The sequence below is a fragment of the Vibrio spartinae genome (genome assembly GCF_024347135.1).
Lineage (GTDB): Bacteria > Pseudomonadota > Gammaproteobacteria > Enterobacterales > Vibrionaceae > Vibrio > Vibrio spartinae.
Genome location: NZ_AP024907.1, coordinates 1,415,208 through 1,435,780 on the forward strand (window position 1 = coordinate 1,415,208; position 20,573 = coordinate 1,435,780).

Below are 20,573 nucleotides of genomic sequence, written 5' to 3' on the forward strand. Positions count from 1 at the left end.
CTCTGCCTCAGGAAATCACGATCTGAGGCGATCAGAGTAAAATGAACTTAATTTATATATTGAATAAACTTTTCGATTAGTGCAAATAAAATGTCGTTTTGCTTTACAAAATTATCATTTATGTGACATATATATTAGGCCTTAGTTTACTGGATGAATTAAGATGTGTGTGTAATGTACGAATCATGTGATGGAGGGTGCAATGAACGTACTGGGGTATTTACAAAAACTTGGCAAGGCAATTATGTTGCCGATTGCTATCTTACCGGTGGCCGCGATTCTATTAAGGCTCGGACAACCGGATATGTTGAATATTGCTTTTATGGCTCAGGCAGGGGGCGCAATTTTTGGTCAATTACCTTTGCTGTTTGCGATTGGTATTGCGGTTGGATTGTCTCGCGGGGATGCCGGTGCTGCCGGTTTAGCCGGTGCCGTCGGGTATTTGGTCCTGACGGAAGCGGCTAAAACCATTAATGCTGATATCAATATGTCATTCTTTGGCGGGATTGTGGCAGGGGTTGTTGCCGGCCACGCCTATAACCGTTTTCATCAAACCAACTTGCCGGCTTATCTTGCATTTTTCGGTGGGAAGCGGTTAGTGCCGATTATGACTGGTTTGATTACACTTGTTTTGGCTGGTATCAGCGGTGTCGTCTGGCCTGCGATTCAAAATGGTATTGATACATTTGGTCATACTGTGGCGCACTCTGGTGCATGGGGCGAATTTGTCTATGGGACATTAAACCGTGCTCTGATCCCGGTCGGATTACATCATGTTTTAAACTCCATTTTCTGGTTCGGATTGGGTGAATGTACCAAAGTTACTTACGAGTTGGCGGGTGGATTGCATAACTTATGTCTTGCTCCTGAGATGGCGAAAACACTGAGTGTCGGTGGTGCGATTTCAACCATTGACGGCAGTGTCATTCAGAGTATCGCGGCTGAAACCACGCGTGGCGATCTGAATCGCTTCTTTGCTGGTGACCCATCGGCCGGGGTATTTATGGCCGGTTACTTCCCAGTCATGATGTTTGGTCTGCCCAGTGCTGCGTTTGCGATGTATATGGCTGCGCCGAAAAGTCGTCGTCCGCAAGTGGGTGGGATTTTGCTGTCGGTGGCGTTAACCGCGTTTTTGACCGGTGTGACTGAGCCGCTTGAATTCATGTTTATGTTCCTCGCACCGGTGCTGTATGTCATCCATGCGATACTCACAGGGATCTCGTTGGTTGTGACCAACTACTTGGGGATTCTCGATGGTTTCGGCTTCTCCGCAGGTCTGTTTGACTTTGTGATCAACTGGGGGCTGGCAACGAAACCCGGGCTCTTGTTGGTGGTGGGATTGTGTTTCGGTGTGATTTATTTCTGTATCTTTTATTTTGCCATCCGTTGGTTTGACATTCCGACCCCGGGCAGAGAAAAAGAAGAAGTGGCGGTACGTCAGTCCGGAGCATCTGGAGATATTCAGACACTGGCTGATGAATATCTCCAAGCCTTGGGGGGCCACGACAACCTCAAGCAAATTGATGCATGTATTACGCGTTTACGTCTTTCTGTGAACGACATGGCGCAGATTGATGAAGTCAAAATCAAAGCACTGGGTGCTAGTGGTATCGTGAAGCTGAACCAAACCGATTTGCAGGTTGTATTGGGTGCGAAGGCGGAATTGGTCGCGAATGCGATGAAAGGCGATACTGAATATGACTAAGTAATATTCTGACTCAGTGTCAATGCCTGATAGTCGGGGGTGTGAGACTGAGAGCAATCAAAGGAGTGTGCGGTATTGCACGCTCCTTTTTTTATGCCTGATGAATCGGCAGATGGCGAGTCGGAGCAGCCGATATGGTCATCTCTGCCTCAGGGGCTGACCCGCATGCGCTGAATGCATGAAATAACCTAGTAAAATAGTCGGGTAATTGGTAAGGTTGGCAGAGATAGATTGAAACGGGAACACGTTATGTCTCTTTGGCAACAATTACCGATCAGCCACCGTTATGCTGCACTGCCGCAAAGCTTTTACACTCGGGTGATGCCGACCCCCGTGGATAATCCGCGTTGGGTGACTTGGAATGCACCTTTAGCCGCCAGTTTCGGTCTCGGTGAAACGCCTGATGATATCTGGCAACAGATTTTTTCCAAAGGTGCAATGCCTGATTATTTTCAACCGTTGGCAATGAAGTATGCGGGACATCAATTTGGTGCCTATAACCCGGCACTGGGGGATGGGCGAGGATTGTTATTCGGTGCGATTGCGGATCATCAAGGGCGGTGGTTTGATGTCCATCTTAAAGGCGCGGGCCTGACGCCTTATTCCCGGATGGGGGATGGCCGGGCCGTATTACGCTCTACGATTCGTGAATATCTTGGTAGTGAAGCAATGGCTGCACTGGGGAATCAAACGACCCGGGCGCTGGGGATGATGGTCAGTGATACACCCGTGTATCGTGAACGTGTTGAGCAGGGGGCTTTGCTGATTCGTCTGGCTGAAACCCATATCCGCTTCGGCCATTTTGAACACTTTTTCTATACCGGACAGCATGATGATTTACGCTTGCTGGCAGACAAAGTCGTTGAATGGCATTTCCCGGAACTTGAATCATTATCTGCATCACCGCGAGAGCCGGTATATCTGGCGATGTTCGAGCAAATCATTAAACGGACTGCCGGGATGATCGCTTTCTGGCAAGCTTACGGCTTTGCGCATGGGGTGATGAATACCGACAACATGTCGATTCTCGGACAGACTTTCGATTACGGGCCATTTGCGTTTCTGGATGATTATGATCCCCATTTTATCTGTAATCATTCCGATTATCAGGGGCGTTATGCGTTTGATATGCAACCGGGGATAGGCTGGTGGAACCTGACTGCATTGGCGCAGGCATTGACCCCGCTGGTTGATAAAGGTGAACTGGAAACTGCGTTGCAAACCTATACCGTGCAACTCAATCAGGAATACAGTCGTTTGATACGCAGTAAACTCGGATTGCAACAGCGTCGGGACGGAGATAGTGAGCTGTGTGATGCGCTGCTCAAACTCATGGCAGACAACCGGGTGGACTATACGCTGTTTTTCCGGCGACTCTCATGTTTGGATCAACAACCGCCTGAATTGGTTACATCACTATTTGAGAACCAAGCGGCGGCACAGCCGTGGTTACGACAGTACCTTGCGCGTTGTGAACAAGAGACTGATTCGACGGGGCAGGTGCGGACTGTTGCGCAGCGCTGCCAGTTGATGCGTCAGGTCAACCCCAAATATATTCTCCGTAACTATCTTGCCCAGCAAGTGATTGAAGCTGCTGAACAGGGTGATTTTCAACCGTTAGAGCAATTGATCACGGTTTTAAGGGCCCCCTATGATGAACAGCCGCAGCATCAACATTACGCGGAGTTACCGCCCGCATGGGGGAAATGTCTCGAAATCAGTTGTTCGTCATAATACGGTTATCCCCTGCTGATGGTGGTCACTGATTCGGCCACCATTTTTATGCGCCATACGCCATACGCTATGCTCTATACGCAGTCCCGCAATTCGCAATCTGCGGGATATATCCCTGACCGACCACGCTCGATGTGTCACTTTTGACCCATTGATAGGTTTGGGATGGAGGGATTCCCACCCATTCTTGCCTGATATGACATATTGATACTGATTAATTTTTCAATGCTGTTGATCTTAAGTTGCTGTTGTTATTGATTTGTTTCATTTGTTTATGATTGTTGGCTTATTATTTGCCTTGTTGTCAATAACGTGAATACCAAGCAGGTGTTCTGTTTCTATAACAAGGAGAAAAAGATGTTCAAGCCTTTCACATTACTGACTGTATCGATACTCGCTGCGACCAGCTTCAACGCTGCTGCTTCTGAAGGCTGTGACCCGGGTGAAACCGTGATTAAATTCAGCCATGTCACCAATACAGACAAACACCCGAAAGGGATTGCCGCGGCTTTGCTTGCCAAGCGAGTCAATAAAGAGATGGACGGCAAAGTTTGTATGGAAGTTTTTCCAAACTCAACACTGTATGATGATAACAAAGTCTTGGAAGCCCTTTTAAATGGCGATGTTCAACTCGCAGCTCCTTCTCTTTCCAAGTTTGAAAAATTCACCAAAAAATACCGTATATTCGATTTGCCATTTTTGTTTGACGACGTTGCAGCGGTTGACCGTTTCCAGAATTCTGCTGCCGGAGATAAGCTGAAAAATGCGATGAAGCGCCGTGGATTGCAGGGGCTGGCATTTTGGCATAATGGCATGAAACAGTTGTCTGCCAATAAGCCACTGATTTATCCAAAAGATGCGAAAGGGCTGAAATTCCGTGTTCAGGCTTCAGATGTTTTGGTTGCTCAATTTGAACAGCTTGGTGCCAATCCACAGAAAATGTCCTTCAAAGAAGTATACGGTGGGTTACAGAGCGGAGTTATCGATGGTCAGGAAAACACGTGGTCAAACATTTACGGTAAGAAATTCTTCGAAGTGCAAGATGGGATTACTGAAACCAACCATGGCATCCTGGATTACCTCGTTGTGACATCCACGAAGTTCTGGGACAACCTGCCTGACGATGTGCGGAATCAGTTTGCACAGATTCTCAAGGAAGTCACTGCAACACGAAATGCAGAATCAACCCAAGTCAACCTGACCAACCGTCAGAACATCATCGATGCCGGTGGGGTCGTGCGGACACTGACGCCTGCTCAGCGTGAACAATGGGTTGAAGTACTGAAACCGGTCTGGAAGAAATTCGAGAAAAATATCGGTCATGATCTGATCGAAGATGCACTCGCAGCAAACAAGAAGTAACTGTCGTCATCACGCTATAAACATGTGCCCCACAACGCTGGCGTGGGGCTCCTTATGATAACAATGAGAGCGAAGATAGTTATGGAACATTCTTTTTTTTCTAAAGTCGGTCGTTTTACAGATTCGGTTGAAGAATTTCTGATCGCATTCTTTTTAGGAACGATGACATTACTGACGTTTATCAATGTCATATGTCGCTATGTATTTAATGACAACATTTTGTGGGCACTTGAACTGACCGTCTTTATGTTTGCCTGGATGATTCTGGTCGGTGCTTCTTATGGGGTAAAAAAACACTTTCACATTGGTGTGGATGTGATCATCAACATTGCACCGGCGGGGTTAAAGAAAACCTTCGCGATCCTCTCCGCATTCGCTTGTTTGAGCTTTGCCGTCCTGCTGTTGATTGGGTCGTGGAATTATTGGCATCCGTTTGTTGCCGAACGGGCTTGGTATGAGACCGATGATGTTCCGATGCCGGGGTTCCTCCAGTTTTTAGCCGATTGGCTTAATGAAGGGGAAGCTTACGAGAAATTACCACGATTTATTCCGTACATGGCACTGCCTATCGGGATGGGGCTATTGACGTTGCGGTTCGCGCAAGCCGCTTATCAGATTTTGACGGGTAAAATGGATCGTTTGATTGCTTCGCATGAAGGAGAAGATGATCTAGAAACACTCAAATCAGAATTACAACAAAGTGTTGATGCGGATGCTGAAAAATCGACGCAGTCATCGGATCGGAAGGAGTAATCGTCATGGCAGTTTTATTTCTCTTTTTAATGGTGATTGCTCTGATGCTCATCGGTGTGCCGATTGCTGTCTCATTGGGTTTATCGAGTATGGTGTTTCTGATGTTGCATTCTGATGCATCGTTGGCATCGGTTGCACAAACACTATTCAATGCTTTTGCGGGTCACTATACATTGTTGGCGATTCCGTTCTTTATTCTTGCTTCTAGCTTCATGTCAACCGGTGGTGTGGCAAAACGGATCATCCGCTTTGCGATTGCGCTCGTTGGTTGGTTCCGTGGTGGCCTTGCGATTGCGTCAGTCATGGCTTGTATGATGTTTGCTGCGCTGTCAGGTTCTTCGCCTGCAACGGTGGTTGCCATCGGGAGTATTGTCATTGCCGGGATGGTGAAAAACGGCTACTCCAAAGGGTTTGCTGCCGGGGTAATTTGTAATGCCGGTACCTTGGGTATTCTCATCCCGCCATCAATTGTTATGGTGGTCTATGCTGCGGCAACGGATGTGTCTGTTGGGCGGATGTTCCTTGGTGGGGTGATTCCCGGCTTACTTGCCGGTGTGATGCTGATGGTTGCCATTTATATTGCGGCCCGGGTCAAGAACCTCCCGAAACAATCTTTCGTCGGTTGGGGTGAACTGATGTCTGCCGGACGAGAAGCGATTTGGGGACTGTTCTTAATCGTCATTATTTTAGGCGGTATTTATGGGGGGATTTTCACCCCAACTGAAGCGGCTGCGGTTGCTGCGGTTTATGCTTTCCTGATTGCCAACTTTATCTATAAAGATATGGGGCCGTTTGCCGACAGTGACAATCAGTTACCGGGCGTGGTGAAAGTCTTTCAGACAATTGTTCATCCGGATACGAAGAGAACCTTGTGTGATGCGGGTCGGCTGACGATCATGTTGTTGTTTATCATTGCCAATGCTTTGATTCTGAAACATGTTCTCACCGAAGAACAGGTGCCGCAGATGATTGCAAACTCGATGCTTTCTGCCGGTTTGGGGCCGATCACTTTCCTGATCGTCGTCAATCTGTTATTGCTGATTGGCGGACAGTTTATGGAGCCATCGGGTCTGTTGATTATTGTCGCACCGTTGGTCTTTCCAATCGCGATCCAACTTGGTATTGACCCGATTCATCTCGGGATCATCATGGTGGTGAATATGGAGATAGGGATGATTACGCCACCTGTCGGTCTGAACCTGTTTGTGACGGCCGGGGTAGCTCGCATGTCGATGCTCAATGTTGTTAAAGCCGCGTTGCCTTGGGTTGCGATTATGTTCCTGTTCCTGTTGATTGTGACTTACGTGCCATGGGTTTCAACATGGTTGCCGACCACACTGATGGGGCCGGAAATTATCACGAAATAAATCTATCACGACATGATGTAACGTTATCCCCGCCGACCTCAATATCAGCGCGATGCTGTTGATTGAGGTCGGCGGGGAGCGCCTTGGCAATAAGATGGATCGAAATATGAGACCTGTTTCTTAGAAGGTGGGAGATATGCCTTGCTAGTTAATTGTAATTCGTTACAATGAATCTCAAGGTTAATTAGAGAAGAATGTCTATGAATTTCGTATTAAAAAATGATGAAAATGATAAGGCCAATGATGAACGGAACTCTGGTTCAATGGTAGAGGAAAAACTCATAGCGTCTCGTTCTATTTTCATTTCTGGTGAGGTTGACCAGAAGCTGGCCCAAAAAGTTTCAACTCAGTTATTGGTATTGCAGGAAATCAGCGATGAGCCGATTTATTTGTATATCAACAGCCAAGGCGGACATGTAGAAGCTGGCGATACTATCCATGACATGATTAAATTTATCAAACCGGAAGTTATCGTGATTGGAACCGGATGGGTTGCCAGTGCCGGAGTGACTATCTACATTGCCGCGAAAAAAGAAAACCGGGTTTGTTTACCGAACACCCGTTTTATGATCCACCAACCATTGGGTCAGGTGCGTGGTAAAGTTTCAGATATTCAAATTGAAGCGGATGAGATATTACGCATGCGTAGCCGGGTGAATCAGCTGATCAGTGAAGCAACTGGGCAGCCTTATGAACAGGTTGAGAAAGATACAGATTATAACTTCTGGATGAGTCCGGAAGAGGCGGTTCAGTACGGGTTAGTCGGCCGGGTCGTGAGTAATATCAGAGAACTGCAAGATTAATCTGGGAACTTGTTATTAAGTGATCCATTATTAATTGATCTGTTATTAAGAAATACTGTTATTAAGAAATATTGTTGTTGAGAAACGTTGTTACTAGAAAATGTTGTGAGCAGCTTTTCGTGATAACTTTCTTCGTGATAATGTTCAACAAGAAAATTAAAACACGGCATGAAAGTGAATCTTTCATGCCGTGTTTTTTTATGCTCTGCTGATAGGCGGCGCTGCGTACTGAGCGTTTATCTAGTTGTATCAGAAGGCACGTTTAGTTTTTGTAATTTTCTTTATCCAGCTGATATTTCTGCATTTTATCGTAAAGTGTTTTGCGCGGGAGATTCAAACTTTCCATGGTGTCTTTGATACTGCCGTCACATTCGTTCAATGCCTGTTCGATGACTGATTTTTCAAATTCAGCCACCTGATCGGCCAGACTCAGCATTGGCCCGCTCAACAGGTGTGTATCCTGACCGAGTTGAATCAGTTTGCCGAGTAATACATACCGTTCTGCGGCATTCCTTAACTCGCGGACATTGCCCGGCCAGTTATGACTCATTAACGATTGTACGTCCTGCTTTGAGAGCGAATTAGCCGCTTTCCCATAGCGGGCCGCGGCAACCAGTAAAAAGTGATGAAACAGTGCGGGAATATCTTCTTTACGTTCCCGCAGCGGGGGAATATCCAAGGTCACAATATTTAATCGATAATAGAGATCTTCCCTGAATATGCCTTGTTGAGCCGCCTGTTTTAGATCGACCTTGGTCGCGGCAATCACCCGAATATCCAACGGAATTAATTCATTGGAGCCGACGCGTTCAATCAAGCGTTCTTGCAACACCCGCAGCAGCCGAATTTGTGCTGACATGGGCATTGACTCAATTTCATCGAGAAAAAGCGTACCGCCCTGTGCGTGTTCGAACTTACCGATGCGTTGCGCTTCTGCTCCCGTAAATGCACCTTTCTCATGGCCATATAATTCACTTTCAATCAGATGTTCCGGCACTGCACCGCAATTGACAGCAACAAAGTTCCGTTTTCTCCGAGAGCTCAATTCATGCAAAGAACGGGCAATCAACTCCTTGCCGGTGCCGGTTTCGCCAAAGAGCAAAATATCCGCATTGGTATCTGCTATCTGACTAATGGTCTCTTTCAATGACTGAATACTGGTCGTTTCACCAATAATCCGCGGTCCGAGTGTCTGGCTGGCTTTCAAACTCCGCTTCAACTTTTGGTTTTCCAGTGTCAGTCGGCGTTTATCCATTGCGCGATGAACCGTCTCCATCAACCGTTCGGGGGCAAATGGTTTCTCGATAAAGTCGTAGGCACCGTCATGCATCGCCTGAACCGCCATCGAAATATCACCGTGTCCGGTAATCAGGATGACCGGTAAGTCCGGGTCCTGATGGTGAACCGAGTGCAGTAAATTCTGACCGCTGAGCCCGGGCAATTGAATGTCTGTGACAACAACCAGCGGCAGTCCGTCTTGTTTGATAGCCAGCAGTGCTTCTTCGGCACTGTCAAAAAATCTGGCTTGAATGTCTGCCAGTTCAAAGCTCTGTTCGATTGCAATCCGAATATCCGCTTCATCATCGATAAAAAATACATCGCACATAACATGTCCTTATGAGGCAGTTTCAGGTGAGGGGGCCGGTGTTGTCGGTAACTGAATGCTGAATCGGGCGCCACCCAGCGGTGATGATGAGGCATTCAGTTGGCCTCCCATACTCTGCATAATTTGCTGAGAGATCGACAAGCCCAGCCCAAGCCCATTTTTTTTGGTGGTATAAAAGGGATCAAACAACTGAGATAACGTTTTATCCCCGAAACCTTCACCGTTATCGTCAATATGAATGGTGAGTTGGCGGTGGTCTTCAGTCAAGCTGAGAATGATCTGTTTATCAGGACGATCATCAAGTGCCTGAATGGCATTGGTCAAAAGATTAATCAGTACTTGTTCCAAATGAATCGGATTGATATTTAACCAGATGGGGTGTTCCGCAGACTGGATTTCGAAATGGATGAGGTTTGATTTAATTTGTGACTGAATTAATTCTTTGGTCGATAAGAGAATGGGGTAGAGCTGGACAACAGCCCGCTCATCATGATCTGATTTGCGGGCAAAAGAACGCAATTGGGTGCTGATTTTTGCCATTCTTTCAGTTAGCCCTGAGATGCGATCCAGATTGTCATCTGCCCGGTCAATTTTACCGCTGGCAAGAAAACGTCGGCCATTATCTGCGAAGCTGCGAATTGCTGCGAGCGGGTTATTCAGTTCATGGCTGATACTGGCAGACATTTGTCCAAGCACCGCGAGTTTTGCGGCCTGAATCAACTCATCTTGTGTTTGTCGCAGTCGTTGTTCGGTTTTACTCCGTTCTTCGATCTCAAGGTGTAGCTTCGCAGTTCTTTCCATCACCAAAAACTCAAGCTTTTGCTTTGCTTCAGACTGAAGTTGCTCAATCTGGCGCAATTTATTTTTACGGTGATGAATGAGCAACATAATGAGATAAATAATAGCAAATACCATGCACGAAATGACCACAAAAGCGAAGCTCGTCCAAAAGACCTGAATCTTCGGTGACAGTACGCGGATATTAAGCGGGATGTTCTTCAAAGGCCGACTGCTGACAATGAAATCGCCTTTGATCCAGCCCTCTCTTGGGTCAATCCATTCGGTGGTCGCTTGATCCATTTTTCCGAGTAATCCCAGTGATTGTATCGTTTTATCGAGATACTGACGGGAATGAAAGATTTCAGTGCGGATCTCCGGGTCAATGAAGGTGACACTTTTGAACAACCATTCTGGCTGGCTTGACATAAAAATAATGCTGTACGGATCGGTGGCAACAAAGTAACTGTTTGTGCTTTTCCAATTCTCTTCAATCGATGAGAGGTCCATTTTTACCACCACGACACCGAGAATCGTCGCGGCATAAGTCACTGGGTAGGCATAGTAGTATCCGCGTTCACCAGACGTTGAGCCCAGCGCGTAGTATTGGCTTTCTTTGCCTTGAGCCGCCACTTGAAAGTACGGGCGCCAATTGAAATTTCTGCCAATAAATGAACGTGTCAGATTCCAGTTACTTGCAGCAATCGTATTGCCATGAATATCGAGAAGGTAGGTATCAGAGGCTTTAATCGCATTGTTAACCTGTTCAAGATAGTGATTGGTGATATCGATTTGTGCTGAGTTGCCCACCATCGTTAATGCATCAACCAGTTTTTTATCTTTGGCGAGTAGCTGGGGGATATGGGCGAACTTATCCAGTTTGGTGACCACATGACTGGCAAAACGTTCTAACTGTGCTTGATGTTCACTGAGCAAGGTCTGATAGCTATACTGCCACACAAGATGCGCGCCGTATGCTGTTGTGAGCATGAAAACAACAACAAAAATCACATTGAATCGAAACTTAGATAACATCGTTGCACTTGCTGTTGAGAAGAGGCTGTGCTTTATTTTACTGGGTTTGTCCGAAGAACGGTGATAAACGGTTTCGGGAAGAGCGAAAAAGTAAGATCAGGATCTCTTTTTCAATATTTCACAGGGAAAAAGTCGTTTTTCCCTTGAAAAGGACAATTTTATCCCCAACCTGTCAATCTACGGAGCAATTCGGATAAGATTTTTGCTAGGCAGGAGAATAAATTCTGAGCGTCAGGTATTCGTCTGCTGAGATAGACTCGACAGTTGTAGCTCTGGTCGTTAGAATGTCGCGTCTAAAAAGAATGTCCTGAGTCTGATAGGAGCATATCTGGGGTATCTCCTGTTGTGGAGCGATGACTACTCCACATCACTGCTCACTATTTTATTTCGTTATAGATGTACTCTGAAAGAGTACGGAACATGGATGCAGCCGAGATCAGTGCGATCTAGGCTCATGATGCTCAGAAGAACTGAGCCAGTTTTGAGGTTTATATAGAATGCAAGTTACTGTTGAAACGCTAGAAGGCCTACAACGCCGTCTGAATATTACTGTTCCTGCTGCTAACATCGAAGATGCTGTTACAGCAGAACTGCGCAACATCGCAAAAAACCGTCGTTTCGATGGCTTCCGTAAAGGCAAAGTGCCGATGAAAATGGTTGCTAAGATGTATGGCAAAGCAGTACGTCAGGATATCCTTGGTGAAGTGATGCAGCGTCACTTTATCGAAGCGATTATCCAAGAAAAAGTGAACCCTGCTGGCGCGCCGACATTTACTCCTGTTGAAGATGAAGAGAATAAAGACTTAGTTTTTAACGCGACGTTTGAAGTTTATCCTGAAGTTGCGTTGAAAGGCTTGGACAATATCGAAGTCGAGAAACCAAACGTCGCGGTAAAAGATGAAGATGTGGCAGAGATGCTTGAAACACTGCGTAAGCAGCAAGCAACGTGGACAGAAGTAGACGCAGCTGCTGAAGAAGGCAAGCGCGTGACACTTGATTTTGTCGGCACCATTGATGGTGAAGCTTTTGAAGGTGGAAAAGCTGAAGACTTCGCTCTGGAAATGGGCGCTGGCCGTATGATTCCTGGGTTTGAAGATGGCATCGTTGGTAAAACTGCTGGGATGGAGTTTGAAATCGACGTCACTTTCCCTGAAGACTACCATGCTGAAAACCTGAAAGGTAAAGCGGCAAAATTTGCAATTAAGATTAGCAAAGTTGAAGAGCGTGAATTACCAGAATTGAACGATGAATTCGTCGCGAAATTTGGTGTGAGCGAAGGTGGTATTGAAGCACTTCAAGCTGAAGTTCGTAAGAATATGGAACGCGAGCTCAAGCAAGCTGTGAAACAGCGTATCAAGCAACAAGCCATTGATGGTCTGGTTAAAGAAAATGACATTGACGTTCCGTCTGCCTTGATCGATCAAGAAATCGAAGTGCTTCGCCAGCAAGCTTCACAACGCTTCGGTGGCAATCCTGAAGCGGCAGCACAGCTGCCTCGCGAACTGTTTGAAGAACAAGCAAAACGTCGCGTTGTCGTTGGTTTACTTCTGGGTGAAGTCATCAAAGCAGATGAACTGGAAGCTGATAACGAAAAAGTAAAAGCGTTGATCGAAGACATGGCAACCGCTTATGAAGATCCGCAAGAAGTTATGACATATTATGAGCAAAACGAAGAGCTCATGAATAATATGCGTAACGTTGCACTTGAAGAGCAAGCTATTGATGCAATCCTTGCTAAAGCAAAAATTTCTGAGAAAGATGTAAGCTTCAACGAGCTGATGAATTCTCAGAACGCTGCTTAATTAGGCAATATGTATCATAGAAGGTTGACTAAAGGTTAACTATTCTGATAACAATGGTCCGCATGATGTCCGTCATTCGGACCATTTATTTTAGGGATATAAGAATATGAGCTACCAAGAAAAAAATGAAATGTCGTCAATCATGAACGCCTTAGTACCAATGGTGGTAGAGCAAACCTCTCGAGGTGAGCGCTCTTACGATATTTATTCCCGTCTGCTGAAAGAGCGTATTATCTTTTTGACCGGTCAGGTTGAAGATCAGATGGCAAATCTTATCGTGGCTCAGCTCCTGTTCCTGGAATCAGAAAATCCGGATAAAGATATCTTTTTGTATATCAACTCTCCAGGCGGAAGTGTTGATGCCGGATTGTCGATTTATGATACCATGGAGTTCATCAAACCTGATGTGAGTACAGTATGTATGGGTCAGGCATGTTCTATGGGGGCGTTTTTATTAGCAGGCGGAACCGCCGGAAAACGTTTCATGCTGCCAAATGCACGTGCGATGATTCATCAGCCGTTGGGCGGTTTTGGTGGTCAGGCATCTGATATTCAGATTCATACACAGGAAATTTTGAAGATTAAACAAAAATTGAATGATCTTCTTGCCAAACATACTGGGCAGCCACTGGATGTGATTGAACGTGATACAGATCGGGATAATTTTATGTCTGCGCAGCAAGCTGTAGATTATGGTCTGGTGGATGCAGTATTGACACATCGAGGCAAATAGGCTGATAGTGCTCTTCATTTGAATAGCGCAATTTGATACAAATTGATATAAACTCAGCATATGGATAAAGGCTAAGAGGTTAGCGAATGACAGATAAAAGCAAAGAGAGTGGTAAACTGTTGTACTGCTCTTTCTGTGGCAAAAGCCAACACGAAGTTCGCAAACTGATCGCAGGTCCTTCTGTTTACATTTGTGATGAATGTGTCGATCTATGTAACGACATTATACGAGAAGAAATTAAGGATGCACTTCCGAAGAAAGAGTCAACGGCATTACCGACGCCGCATGAGATTCGGGATCATCTTAATGACTATGTGATTGGTCAAGAGCACGCGAAAAAGGTGCTTGCGGTCGCTGTCTATAATCACTACAAGCGTCTGCGTAATGGTGATAAGACAAGTGAAGGCGTTGAACTAGGTAAGAGTAATATCCTGCTGATTGGGCCGACAGGTAGCGGTAAAACTTTATTGGCTGAAACACTGGCTCGCTTTTTGGATGTGCCATTTACAATGGCAGATGCGACAACACTGACCGAAGCAGGTTACGTCGGGGAAGACGTTGAGAACATTATCCAGAAGCTACTGCAGAAATGTGATTACGATGTTGCCAAGGCAGAGCGGGGGATTGTTTATATCGATGAAATCGATAAGATCTCACGGAAATCCGAAAACCCATCGATTACACGGGATGTATCCGGTGAAGGGGTGCAGCAAGCCTTGTTGAAACTCATTGAAGGGACGGTTGCATCGGTTCCGCCTCAAGGTGGCAGAAAACACCCACAACAAGAATTTTTGCAAGTTGATACATCAAAAATCTTGTTTATCTGTGGTGGTGCGTTTGCCGGACTGGATAAGGTGATCGAGCAGCGAGTCGCGACAGGAACAGGTATCGGCTTTGGTGCGGAAGTTCGTTCCAAAGATGAAATCAAGACGGTCGGCGAACTGTTTACTCAGGTCGAGCCGGAAGACTTAGTGAAATATGGGTTAATTCCCGAATTTATTGGTCGTCTGCCCGTGACAGCAACACTGACGGAACTGGATGAAGCAGCATTGATACAAATTCTTTGTGAACCAAAGAATGCGCTGACCAAACAGTACGGTGCACTTTTCGAACTTGAAGATGTTGATTTAGAGTTCAGAGAAGATGCATTACGTGCGATTGCTAAAAAAGCAATGACGCGTAAAACAGGTGCTCGTGGATTGCGTTCGATTCTTGAGGGAGTGTTGTTAGAAACGATGTATGAGTTACCATCGGTTAATGATGTGAGTAAAGTTGTCATTGACGAGGCGGTAATTAATGGTGAATCTTCACCGTTACTCATCTATTCTAACAATGAAAATCAGGCCGCCGGTGCCGAATAATTCAGCAAAGTCTCACGAAGGAGGTATGATTACCTCCTTTTTTTTATTCTACGATTGAATCCCATTGTTTAGACCCCATATACTGCCATATAGACAGAAGCGGAAGAGAGAAGAATATGAACTTGGAACGTTCCGAGCGTATAGAGATCCCCGTATTGCCACTACGAGACGTTGTGGTTTATCCACATATGGTTATTCCTTTATTTGTTGGCCGTGAAAAATCAATCCAATGTCTTGAAGCTGCGATGGACAATGATAAGCAGGTTCTTTTAGTCGCTCAAAAGAAAGCAGAAACGGATGAGCCAGCCATTGATGACTTGTTTGATGTCGGCACGGTCGCGACGATTTTACAACTCCTGAAATTACCTGATGGTACGGTTAAAGTGCTTGTTGAAGGGCAACAACGTGCACAGGTTGAATCCTTTGTTGAAGGTGATTTTTTCTCTGCGCAAGCTCGCTACTTAATCACACCTGAACTAGATGAAAAAGAGCAAGAAGTGATTGTTCGCAGTGCGATTAATCAGTTTGAAGGGTTTATTAAGCTCAATAAAAAAATCCCACCAGAAGTTTTAACTGCTTTAAATGGCATCGATGAAGCTGCCCGTCTGGCTGACACGATTGCTGCCCATATGCCTTTGAAGCTTGCTGATAAACAGCAAGTTCTTGAAATTATTGATGTGGTTGAACGTCTGGAATTTTTGATGGGCCAGATGGAATCTGAAATTGACTTGCTACAGGTTGAGAAGCGTATTCGCAACCGAGTGAAAAAACAGATGGAAAAATCCCAGCGGGAGTATTATCTGAATGAGCAGATGAAAGCGATTCAGAAAGAGCTGGGAGAAATGGATGATGCGCCTGACGAATTTGAGACACTGAAGAAGAAAATTGAAGATTCGAAGATGCCTCAAGAAGCGCGTGAAAAGACCGAGCAGGAGCTCCAGAAACTGAAGATGATGTCGCCGATGTCTGCTGAAGCAACGGTAGTTCGGAGCTATATCGATTGGATGGTGAATGTTCCTTGGTCGAAGCGTTCGAAAGTGAAAAAAGATCTGGCGAAAGCTGAAGTGGTTTTAAATGAAGATCACTATGGGTTGGAACGGGTGAAAGAGCGCATTGTCGAGTACCTTGCAGTTCAAAATCGTATTCAGAAATTAAAAGGTCCGATTCTTTGTTTAGTCGGTCCTCCGGGCGTTGGTAAAACATCTCTGGGGCGTTCGATTGCAGCCGCGACTGGGCGAAAATATACCCGGATGGCATTGGGTGGGGTTCGCGATGAAGCTGAAATCCGTGGCCATCGCCGCACCTATATTGGTTCGTTGCCCGGTAAGCTGATACAGAAAATGTCCAAAGTCGGTGTAAAAAACCCACTATTCCTCTTGGATGAGATTGATAAAATGTCATCGGATATGAGAGGGGACCCATCATCAGCATTGCTTGAGGTGCTTGACCCTGAGCAAAATAACGCATTTAACGATCACTATCTGGAAGTCGATTATGATCTGTCTGATGTGATGTTCGTAGCGACCTCAAATTCAATGAATATTCCCGGCCCACTTCTTGACCGAATGGAAGTGATTCGTCTCTCGGGATATACCGAAGATGAAAAGTTGAATATTGCCAAACGTCATCTGGTTTCTAAACAGGTTGAACGAAATGGTTTGAAACAGTCAGAAATTGAAATTGATGACTCCGCAATCATCGGTATTATCCGGTACTACACCAGAGAAGCTGGTGTCCGGAATTTAGAACGGGAAATTTCAAAAATTTGCCGGAAAGCCGTGAAGCAAATTTTGTTGGATAAAGATATCAAGCTGGTGACTGTTACGCAGGAGAACTTGAAAGAATTCTTAGGCGTACAGCGTTTTGATTACGGTAAAGCGGAAGAAAGTAACCGTATTGGCCAAGTGACAGGTCTTGCTTGGACAGAAGTCGGTGGTGATCTGTTAACCATTGAAGCACAGTCTATGGTTGGTAAAGGAAAACTGACGCAGACCGGTTCGTTGGGCGATGTCATGCAAGAGTCGATTCAAGCGGCAATGACCGTGGTTCGCTCGCGCGCAGAAAAACTGGGGATCAATAGTGATTTCCACGAAAAACGCGATATCCATGTGCACGTCCCTGAAGGTGCGACACCAAAAGATGGTCCCAGTGCTGGTACGGCAATGTGTACCGCTATCGTGTCTTGTCTTACAGGTAACCCTGTGAAAGCTGATGTTGCCATGACCGGTGAAATTACATTACGGGGTGAAGTCTTACCGATTGGTGGTTTGAAAGAAAAATTGCTTGCCGCTCATCGGGGGGGAATAAAAACCGTTTTGATCCCGAAAGATAATGAACGGGATCTGGAAGAAATTCCTGAGAATATCATCGCTGATCTGAAAGTCATTCCTGTGCAATGGATTGATGAGGTTCTCACCGTGGCTCTAGAGCGCGCTCCGTTAGGGGTTGAGTTTGAGTCTCAAAAATAGTGATATACAGCAAAAATAACTAAAAGTTTACGCTGATTAGCATAAAAAGGCTTGTCAGCGTTTTTTTTGGAGGCCATAGTTACTGACTATGGCTTAAGCCCTGATACAACAAGGCTTTAAGCCATTTTTCGGACTTAATGGAACAAAAATCACCTTTAAATATAACGATAGGTGAAGAAAGGGGAATCACAGTGAATAAAACACAATTAATCGATAAAATTGCGTCAGATGCTGAAATCTCTAAAGCGTCTGCGGGCCGTGCTCTTGATGCATTCATAGATGCAGTGGGTGGTACACTCGAGTCTGGTGAGCAAGTTGCTCTGGTTGGGTTTGGAACATTTAGTGTTCGTACTCGCGCAGCCCGTACTGGCCGTAATCCGAAAACAGGGGATGAGATTCAAATCCCTGAAGCAAAAGTACCTGCTTTCAAAGCTGGTAAAGCACTGAAAGACGCGTGTAACTAATTTAGTTGCACAGAATTTTGCTAATTGAGGCAAAATTAAGTCAAACGTTTTGAAAATATGCGCATCGTAGTGATGCGCATTTCTTTTTTCTGATATTATCGCGTCATTCGCTTTGAATTTAGTTGGTTCTGAAAACTATCAATGGTGAAAGTTTTTTGATGATGAAAATCATTGATTTCCGAAAGGTTGTTTTGAGAAACAGAGTATTTATTGAGTAAGTGGCCATTAAGCCGGAGAATGATTAAATTATGATGGATCGGTTGCGCGAGGGTGTGAATAGCATCGCGATTAAGATTATCCTTGGATTGATAATCTTATCATTTGTATTTGCGGGAGTCAGTAGCTACCTTGTCGGTGGTGGTAATGATGCAGCAGCAAAGGTTGGAGGCACAAAGATAAGCCGGGCAGAATTCGAACAAGCTTATCAAAATGAGCGGAACCGGATGCAATCACAATTAGGTGATTACTTCTCGAACCTGCTTGCTGATCCGAGTTATGTGGCATCTTTCCGCCGTTCTGTATTAGATAAAATGGTGAATGATGTTCTACTTGAACAACATGCTGAAGCATTGGGCTTAAGAATTAGTGATAAACAGGTTCGTCAGGCCATTGTAGACATGCCGCAATTCCAGTCAGACGGCAAATTTGATCAGGATATTTATCAAACTGCATTGCGTCGGGCTGGTTTTTCTCCTGATTCTTTTGCGGCATTCCTAAGAAGTGATTTAGTCCGTAACCAACTTCTGGCAGCGGTTCAATCGAGCGACTTTACTTTAGATGGTGAAGTCGATGCTCAGGCCACATTATTTGCGCAGAAGCGAGAAATCAGAACGATTACACTTGCAACGGATGATTATGCGAAGAAGATTCAACTCAGTGATGATGATTTGAATGCATATTATAAATCTCATGAAGACAATTTCATGCGACCAGAGCAATTTAAAATCTCCTACCTTGAGCTTTCAGCGGACAAATTGAAGTCATCAATCAAAGTTACTGATGATGAGGCTGAGAAATATTATCAGGATCATGCAGACCAATATTCAATCAAAGCACAGCGTAAAGTCAGTCATATTCTGGTGAATGATGAGAAACAGGCGGATGCTTTATTAAAACAACTGAAAGAAGGTACTGATTTCTCAAAACTGGCGAAAGAGGATTCTCAGGATCCGGGAAGTGCTAGTAAGGGCGGTGAGCTGGATTGGTTTGAAAAAGGTGTCATGGATCCTGCGTTTGAAAAGGCGGCATTTGCGCTGAAAAAAGTAGGTGACCTCTCTGGTGTTGTGAAATCGAATTTTGGTTATCACATCATCAAGCTGGATGCAATGAAACCAGCTCAAGTGAAACCTTTCTCAGAAGTTAAAGACGATGTGATTGCATCGATTCGGGATGAGCGGGCACTTGATCGTTTTTATCAATTACAGAATGATCTTGAAAAAGTCGCTTTTGAAAGCCCTGATTCTCTGGATGAAGCGGCTAAAACTGTTCAAGAGAAGGTTCATACCACTGATTTTGTGTCGTTGACGGATTTACCAGAGATTCTGCGTGCTGCACCCGTTCAGAAAGCGTTAGATAACCCAGAAGTCAAAAACGAAGGTTTGAACTCTTCTGTGGTTGAAGTGGCACCTGAAGATGTTGTGGTTGTTCGTATTGAAGAGCGTCGCCCAGAAACATTATTGCCTTTCGATACCGTGAAAGCGCAGGTTGTTGAGGCGCTGTCTAAAGTGAAGGCTGAACAGCAAACAGAAGCGATTGCTGAAAAAGTGCTGGCTGGTTTAAAACAGGGTGATATGACAGCACTTGAGAAAAACCAGCTCAAATTTGGTGAATTAACGATGATTGATCGGCGTTCACCGTTGGCACGGTCCGTCTTTGCAATGCAAAAACCACAAGAGGGTCAGCCTGTTTACGGACAGACGAAAGATCGTCAAGGAAGCATTGTATTAGTCGAGTTAACGAAGATTGAATCGACAACGGATAAGCAATTAACCCAGCAATTGGCTGTCCAGATGCAACGTTTGACTCGTCAACAGGATCTCACCGGTCTCTTGAAGATCTTAAGAGAGCAAACCGATATCGAGTATTATCTTGCGGCTCAGTGATAAGCCGGATGTAATTGATATGTTTGTTGAGACGGGCTACTTTTGTAGTCCGTTTTAATTTATATCGGTCAGTATCGTATTTTTAACAGGCTTCGCTAGGATGAATCTGAATTTTTTGATTTGGAGATAAATCTTATGCTTAAACTATTACTTCTTTCTGTACTTTCAGTCGTGTGTTTGCCATTACAAACGGTTTATGCAGCGACAGATGTGCCTGCCTCTACTGCTCCTTTGATGAGTCCCGTTAATAATATTGTCAATATCAATGGTGCAACCGCGGAAGAGCTTGCTACAACGCTCAGCGGTATTGGTTTGAAAAAAGCACAGGCTCTCGTCAACTATAGAAAAGAGCATGGGCCATTTACTCAGATAGAGGATGTTACAGCAGTCAAGGGGATAGGTATGTCGCTTGTCGAGAGGAACCGTAGTCGGATAGCCTTATAGTGGCGGCCATTGCTCGGATAAAACAATTCGGATAAAACAGTGCTTATTGATGATCGA

At 45.2% G+C, this 20,573-nt stretch carries 15 protein-coding genes; 13 read left to right on the forward strand and 2 right to left on the reverse strand.

All coding sequences use genetic code 11. The annotated features are described in order from the left end of the window. Positions 1-202: 202 nt before the first annotated feature. The 6 genes from nagE to OCU60_RS06470 all read left to right on the forward strand — a co-directional run bounded on the left by nagE (position 203) and on the right by OCU60_RS06470 (position 7,724). Positions 203-1,705, forward strand: a complete 1,503-nt coding sequence (gene nagE, locus OCU60_RS06445) for an N-acetylglucosamine-specific PTS transporter subunit IIBC (RefSeq protein ID WP_074373785.1) — start codon at positions 203-205, stop codon at positions 1,703-1,705. Between the two features lie 249 nt (positions 1,706-1,954). Beyond that, positions 1,955-3,439, forward strand: coding sequence for a protein adenylyltransferase SelO (locus OCU60_RS06450; protein ID WP_074373786.1), 1,485 nt, complete (start codon positions 1,955-1,957; stop codon positions 3,437-3,439). Positions 3,440-3,796: 357 nt separating this feature from the next. Next, complete coding sequence (locus tag OCU60_RS06455) at positions 3,797-4,801, forward strand: TRAP transporter substrate-binding protein (protein WP_074373787.1); 1,005 nt, start codon at positions 3,797-3,799, stop codon at positions 4,799-4,801. 81 nt (positions 4,802-4,882) lie between these two features. After that, positions 4,883-5,554 carry a TRAP transporter small permease gene (locus tag OCU60_RS06460; protein WP_074373788.1) on the forward strand — a complete coding sequence of 224 codons (672 nt, stop codon included), beginning with the start codon at positions 4,883-4,885 and terminating at the stop codon, positions 5,552-5,554. 5 nt (positions 5,555-5,559) lie between these two features. Next, the gene (locus OCU60_RS06465; protein WP_074373789.1) at positions 5,560-6,921 is read left to right on the forward strand and encodes a TRAP transporter large permease; all 1,362 of its coding nucleotides are present in this window, start codon (positions 5,560-5,562) and stop codon (positions 6,919-6,921) included. Between the two features lie 200 nt (positions 6,922-7,121). Beyond that, on the forward strand, positions 7,122-7,724 hold the full coding sequence (locus OCU60_RS06470; protein WP_074373790.1) for an ATP-dependent Clp protease proteolytic subunit: 603 nt from the start codon (positions 7,122-7,124) through the stop codon (positions 7,722-7,724). Positions 7,725-7,986: 262 nt separating this feature from the next. On the opposite strand, the gene OCU60_RS06475 is transcribed toward OCU60_RS06470, so the two are convergent. Continuing rightward, the gene (locus tag OCU60_RS06475; protein ID WP_074373791.1) at positions 7,987-9,330 is read right to left on the reverse strand and encodes a sigma-54-dependent transcriptional regulator; all 1,344 of its coding nucleotides are present in this window, start codon (positions 9,328-9,330) and stop codon (positions 7,987-7,989) included. Between the two features lie 9 nt (positions 9,331-9,339). Next, positions 9,340-11,142, reverse strand: a complete 1,803-nt coding sequence (locus tag OCU60_RS06480; RefSeq protein WP_074373792.1) for a sensor histidine kinase — start codon at positions 11,140-11,142, stop codon at positions 9,340-9,342. Positions 11,143-11,639: 497 nt separating this feature from the next. Between OCU60_RS06480 and tig the strand changes: the two genes are divergently transcribed. From tig to OCU60_RS06515, 7 genes are all read left to right on the forward strand, one after another. Then, the gene (gene tig / locus OCU60_RS06485) at positions 11,640-12,944 is read left to right on the forward strand and encodes a trigger factor (protein WP_074373793.1); all 1,305 of its coding nucleotides are present in this window, start codon (positions 11,640-11,642) and stop codon (positions 12,942-12,944) included. A 106-nt stretch (positions 12,945-13,050) separates the two neighbouring features. Then, positions 13,051-13,677 carry an ATP-dependent Clp endopeptidase proteolytic subunit ClpP gene (clpP, locus tag OCU60_RS06490; RefSeq protein WP_074373794.1) on the forward strand — a complete coding sequence of 209 codons (627 nt, stop codon included), beginning with the start codon at positions 13,051-13,053 and terminating at the stop codon, positions 13,675-13,677. 86 nt (positions 13,678-13,763) lie between these two features. Beyond that, positions 13,764-15,038, forward strand: a complete 1,275-nt coding sequence (gene clpX / locus OCU60_RS06495; RefSeq protein WP_074373795.1) for an ATP-dependent protease ATP-binding subunit ClpX — start codon at positions 13,764-13,766, stop codon at positions 15,036-15,038. Positions 15,039-15,154: 116 nt separating this feature from the next. After that, complete coding sequence (lon, locus tag OCU60_RS06500) at positions 15,155-17,506, forward strand: endopeptidase La (protein ID WP_074373796.1); 2,352 nt, start codon at positions 15,155-15,157, stop codon at positions 17,504-17,506. 191 nt (positions 17,507-17,697) lie between these two features. Then, positions 17,698-17,970, forward strand: a complete 273-nt coding sequence (locus OCU60_RS06505) for an HU family DNA-binding protein (RefSeq protein ID WP_021020075.1) — start codon at positions 17,698-17,700, stop codon at positions 17,968-17,970. 248 nt (positions 17,971-18,218) lie between these two features. Continuing rightward, positions 18,219-20,072, forward strand: a complete 1,854-nt coding sequence (gene ppiD, locus OCU60_RS06510) for a peptidylprolyl isomerase (RefSeq protein ID WP_074373797.1) — start codon at positions 18,219-18,221, stop codon at positions 20,070-20,072. Positions 20,073-20,306: 234 nt separating this feature from the next. Then, positions 20,307-20,516 carry a ComEA family DNA-binding protein gene (locus OCU60_RS06515; RefSeq protein WP_306345738.1) on the forward strand — a complete coding sequence of 70 codons (210 nt, stop codon included), beginning with the start codon at positions 20,307-20,309 and terminating at the stop codon, positions 20,514-20,516. The last annotated feature ends 57 nt before the right edge of the window (positions 20,517-20,573 follow it).

Bases quoted from the DNA above. Each gene is read 5' to 3' on its own strand.
- nagE (WP_074373785.1), top strand. From the start codon at position 203: ATGAACGTACTGGGGTATTTACAAAAACTTGGCAAGGCAATTATGTTG.
- OCU60_RS06450 (WP_074373786.1), top strand. From the start codon at position 1,955: ATGTCTCTTTGGCAACAATTACCGATCAGCCACCGTTATGCTGCACTG.
- OCU60_RS06455 (WP_074373787.1), top strand. From the start codon at position 3,797: ATGTTCAAGCCTTTCACATTACTGACTGTATCGATACTCGCTGCGACC.
- OCU60_RS06460 (WP_074373788.1), top strand. From the start codon at position 4,883: ATGGAACATTCTTTTTTTTCTAAAGTCGGTCGTTTTACAGATTCGGTT.
- OCU60_RS06465 (WP_074373789.1), top strand. From the start codon at position 5,560: ATGGCAGTTTTATTTCTCTTTTTAATGGTGATTGCTCTGATGCTCATC.
- OCU60_RS06470 (WP_074373790.1), top strand. From the start codon at position 7,122: ATGAATTTCGTATTAAAAAATGATGAAAATGATAAGGCCAATGATGAA.
- OCU60_RS06475 (WP_074373791.1), bottom strand. From the start codon at position 9,330: ATGTGCGATGTATTTTTTATCGATGATGAAGCGGATATTCGGATTGCA.
- OCU60_RS06480 (WP_074373792.1), bottom strand. From the start codon at position 11,142: ATGTTATCTAAGTTTCGATTCAATGTGATTTTTGTTGTTGTTTTCATG.
- tig (WP_074373793.1), top strand. From the start codon at position 11,640: ATGCAAGTTACTGTTGAAACGCTAGAAGGCCTACAACGCCGTCTGAAT.
- clpP (WP_074373794.1), top strand. From the start codon at position 13,051: ATGAGCTACCAAGAAAAAAATGAAATGTCGTCAATCATGAACGCCTTA.
- clpX (WP_074373795.1), top strand. From the start codon at position 13,764: ATGACAGATAAAAGCAAAGAGAGTGGTAAACTGTTGTACTGCTCTTTC.
- lon (WP_074373796.1), top strand. From the start codon at position 15,155: ATGAACTTGGAACGTTCCGAGCGTATAGAGATCCCCGTATTGCCACTA.
- ppiD (WP_074373797.1), top strand. From the start codon at position 18,219: ATGATGGATCGGTTGCGCGAGGGTGTGAATAGCATCGCGATTAAGATT.
- OCU60_RS06515 (WP_306345738.1), top strand. From the start codon at position 20,307: ATGAGTCCCGTTAATAATATTGTCAATATCAATGGTGCAACCGCGGAA.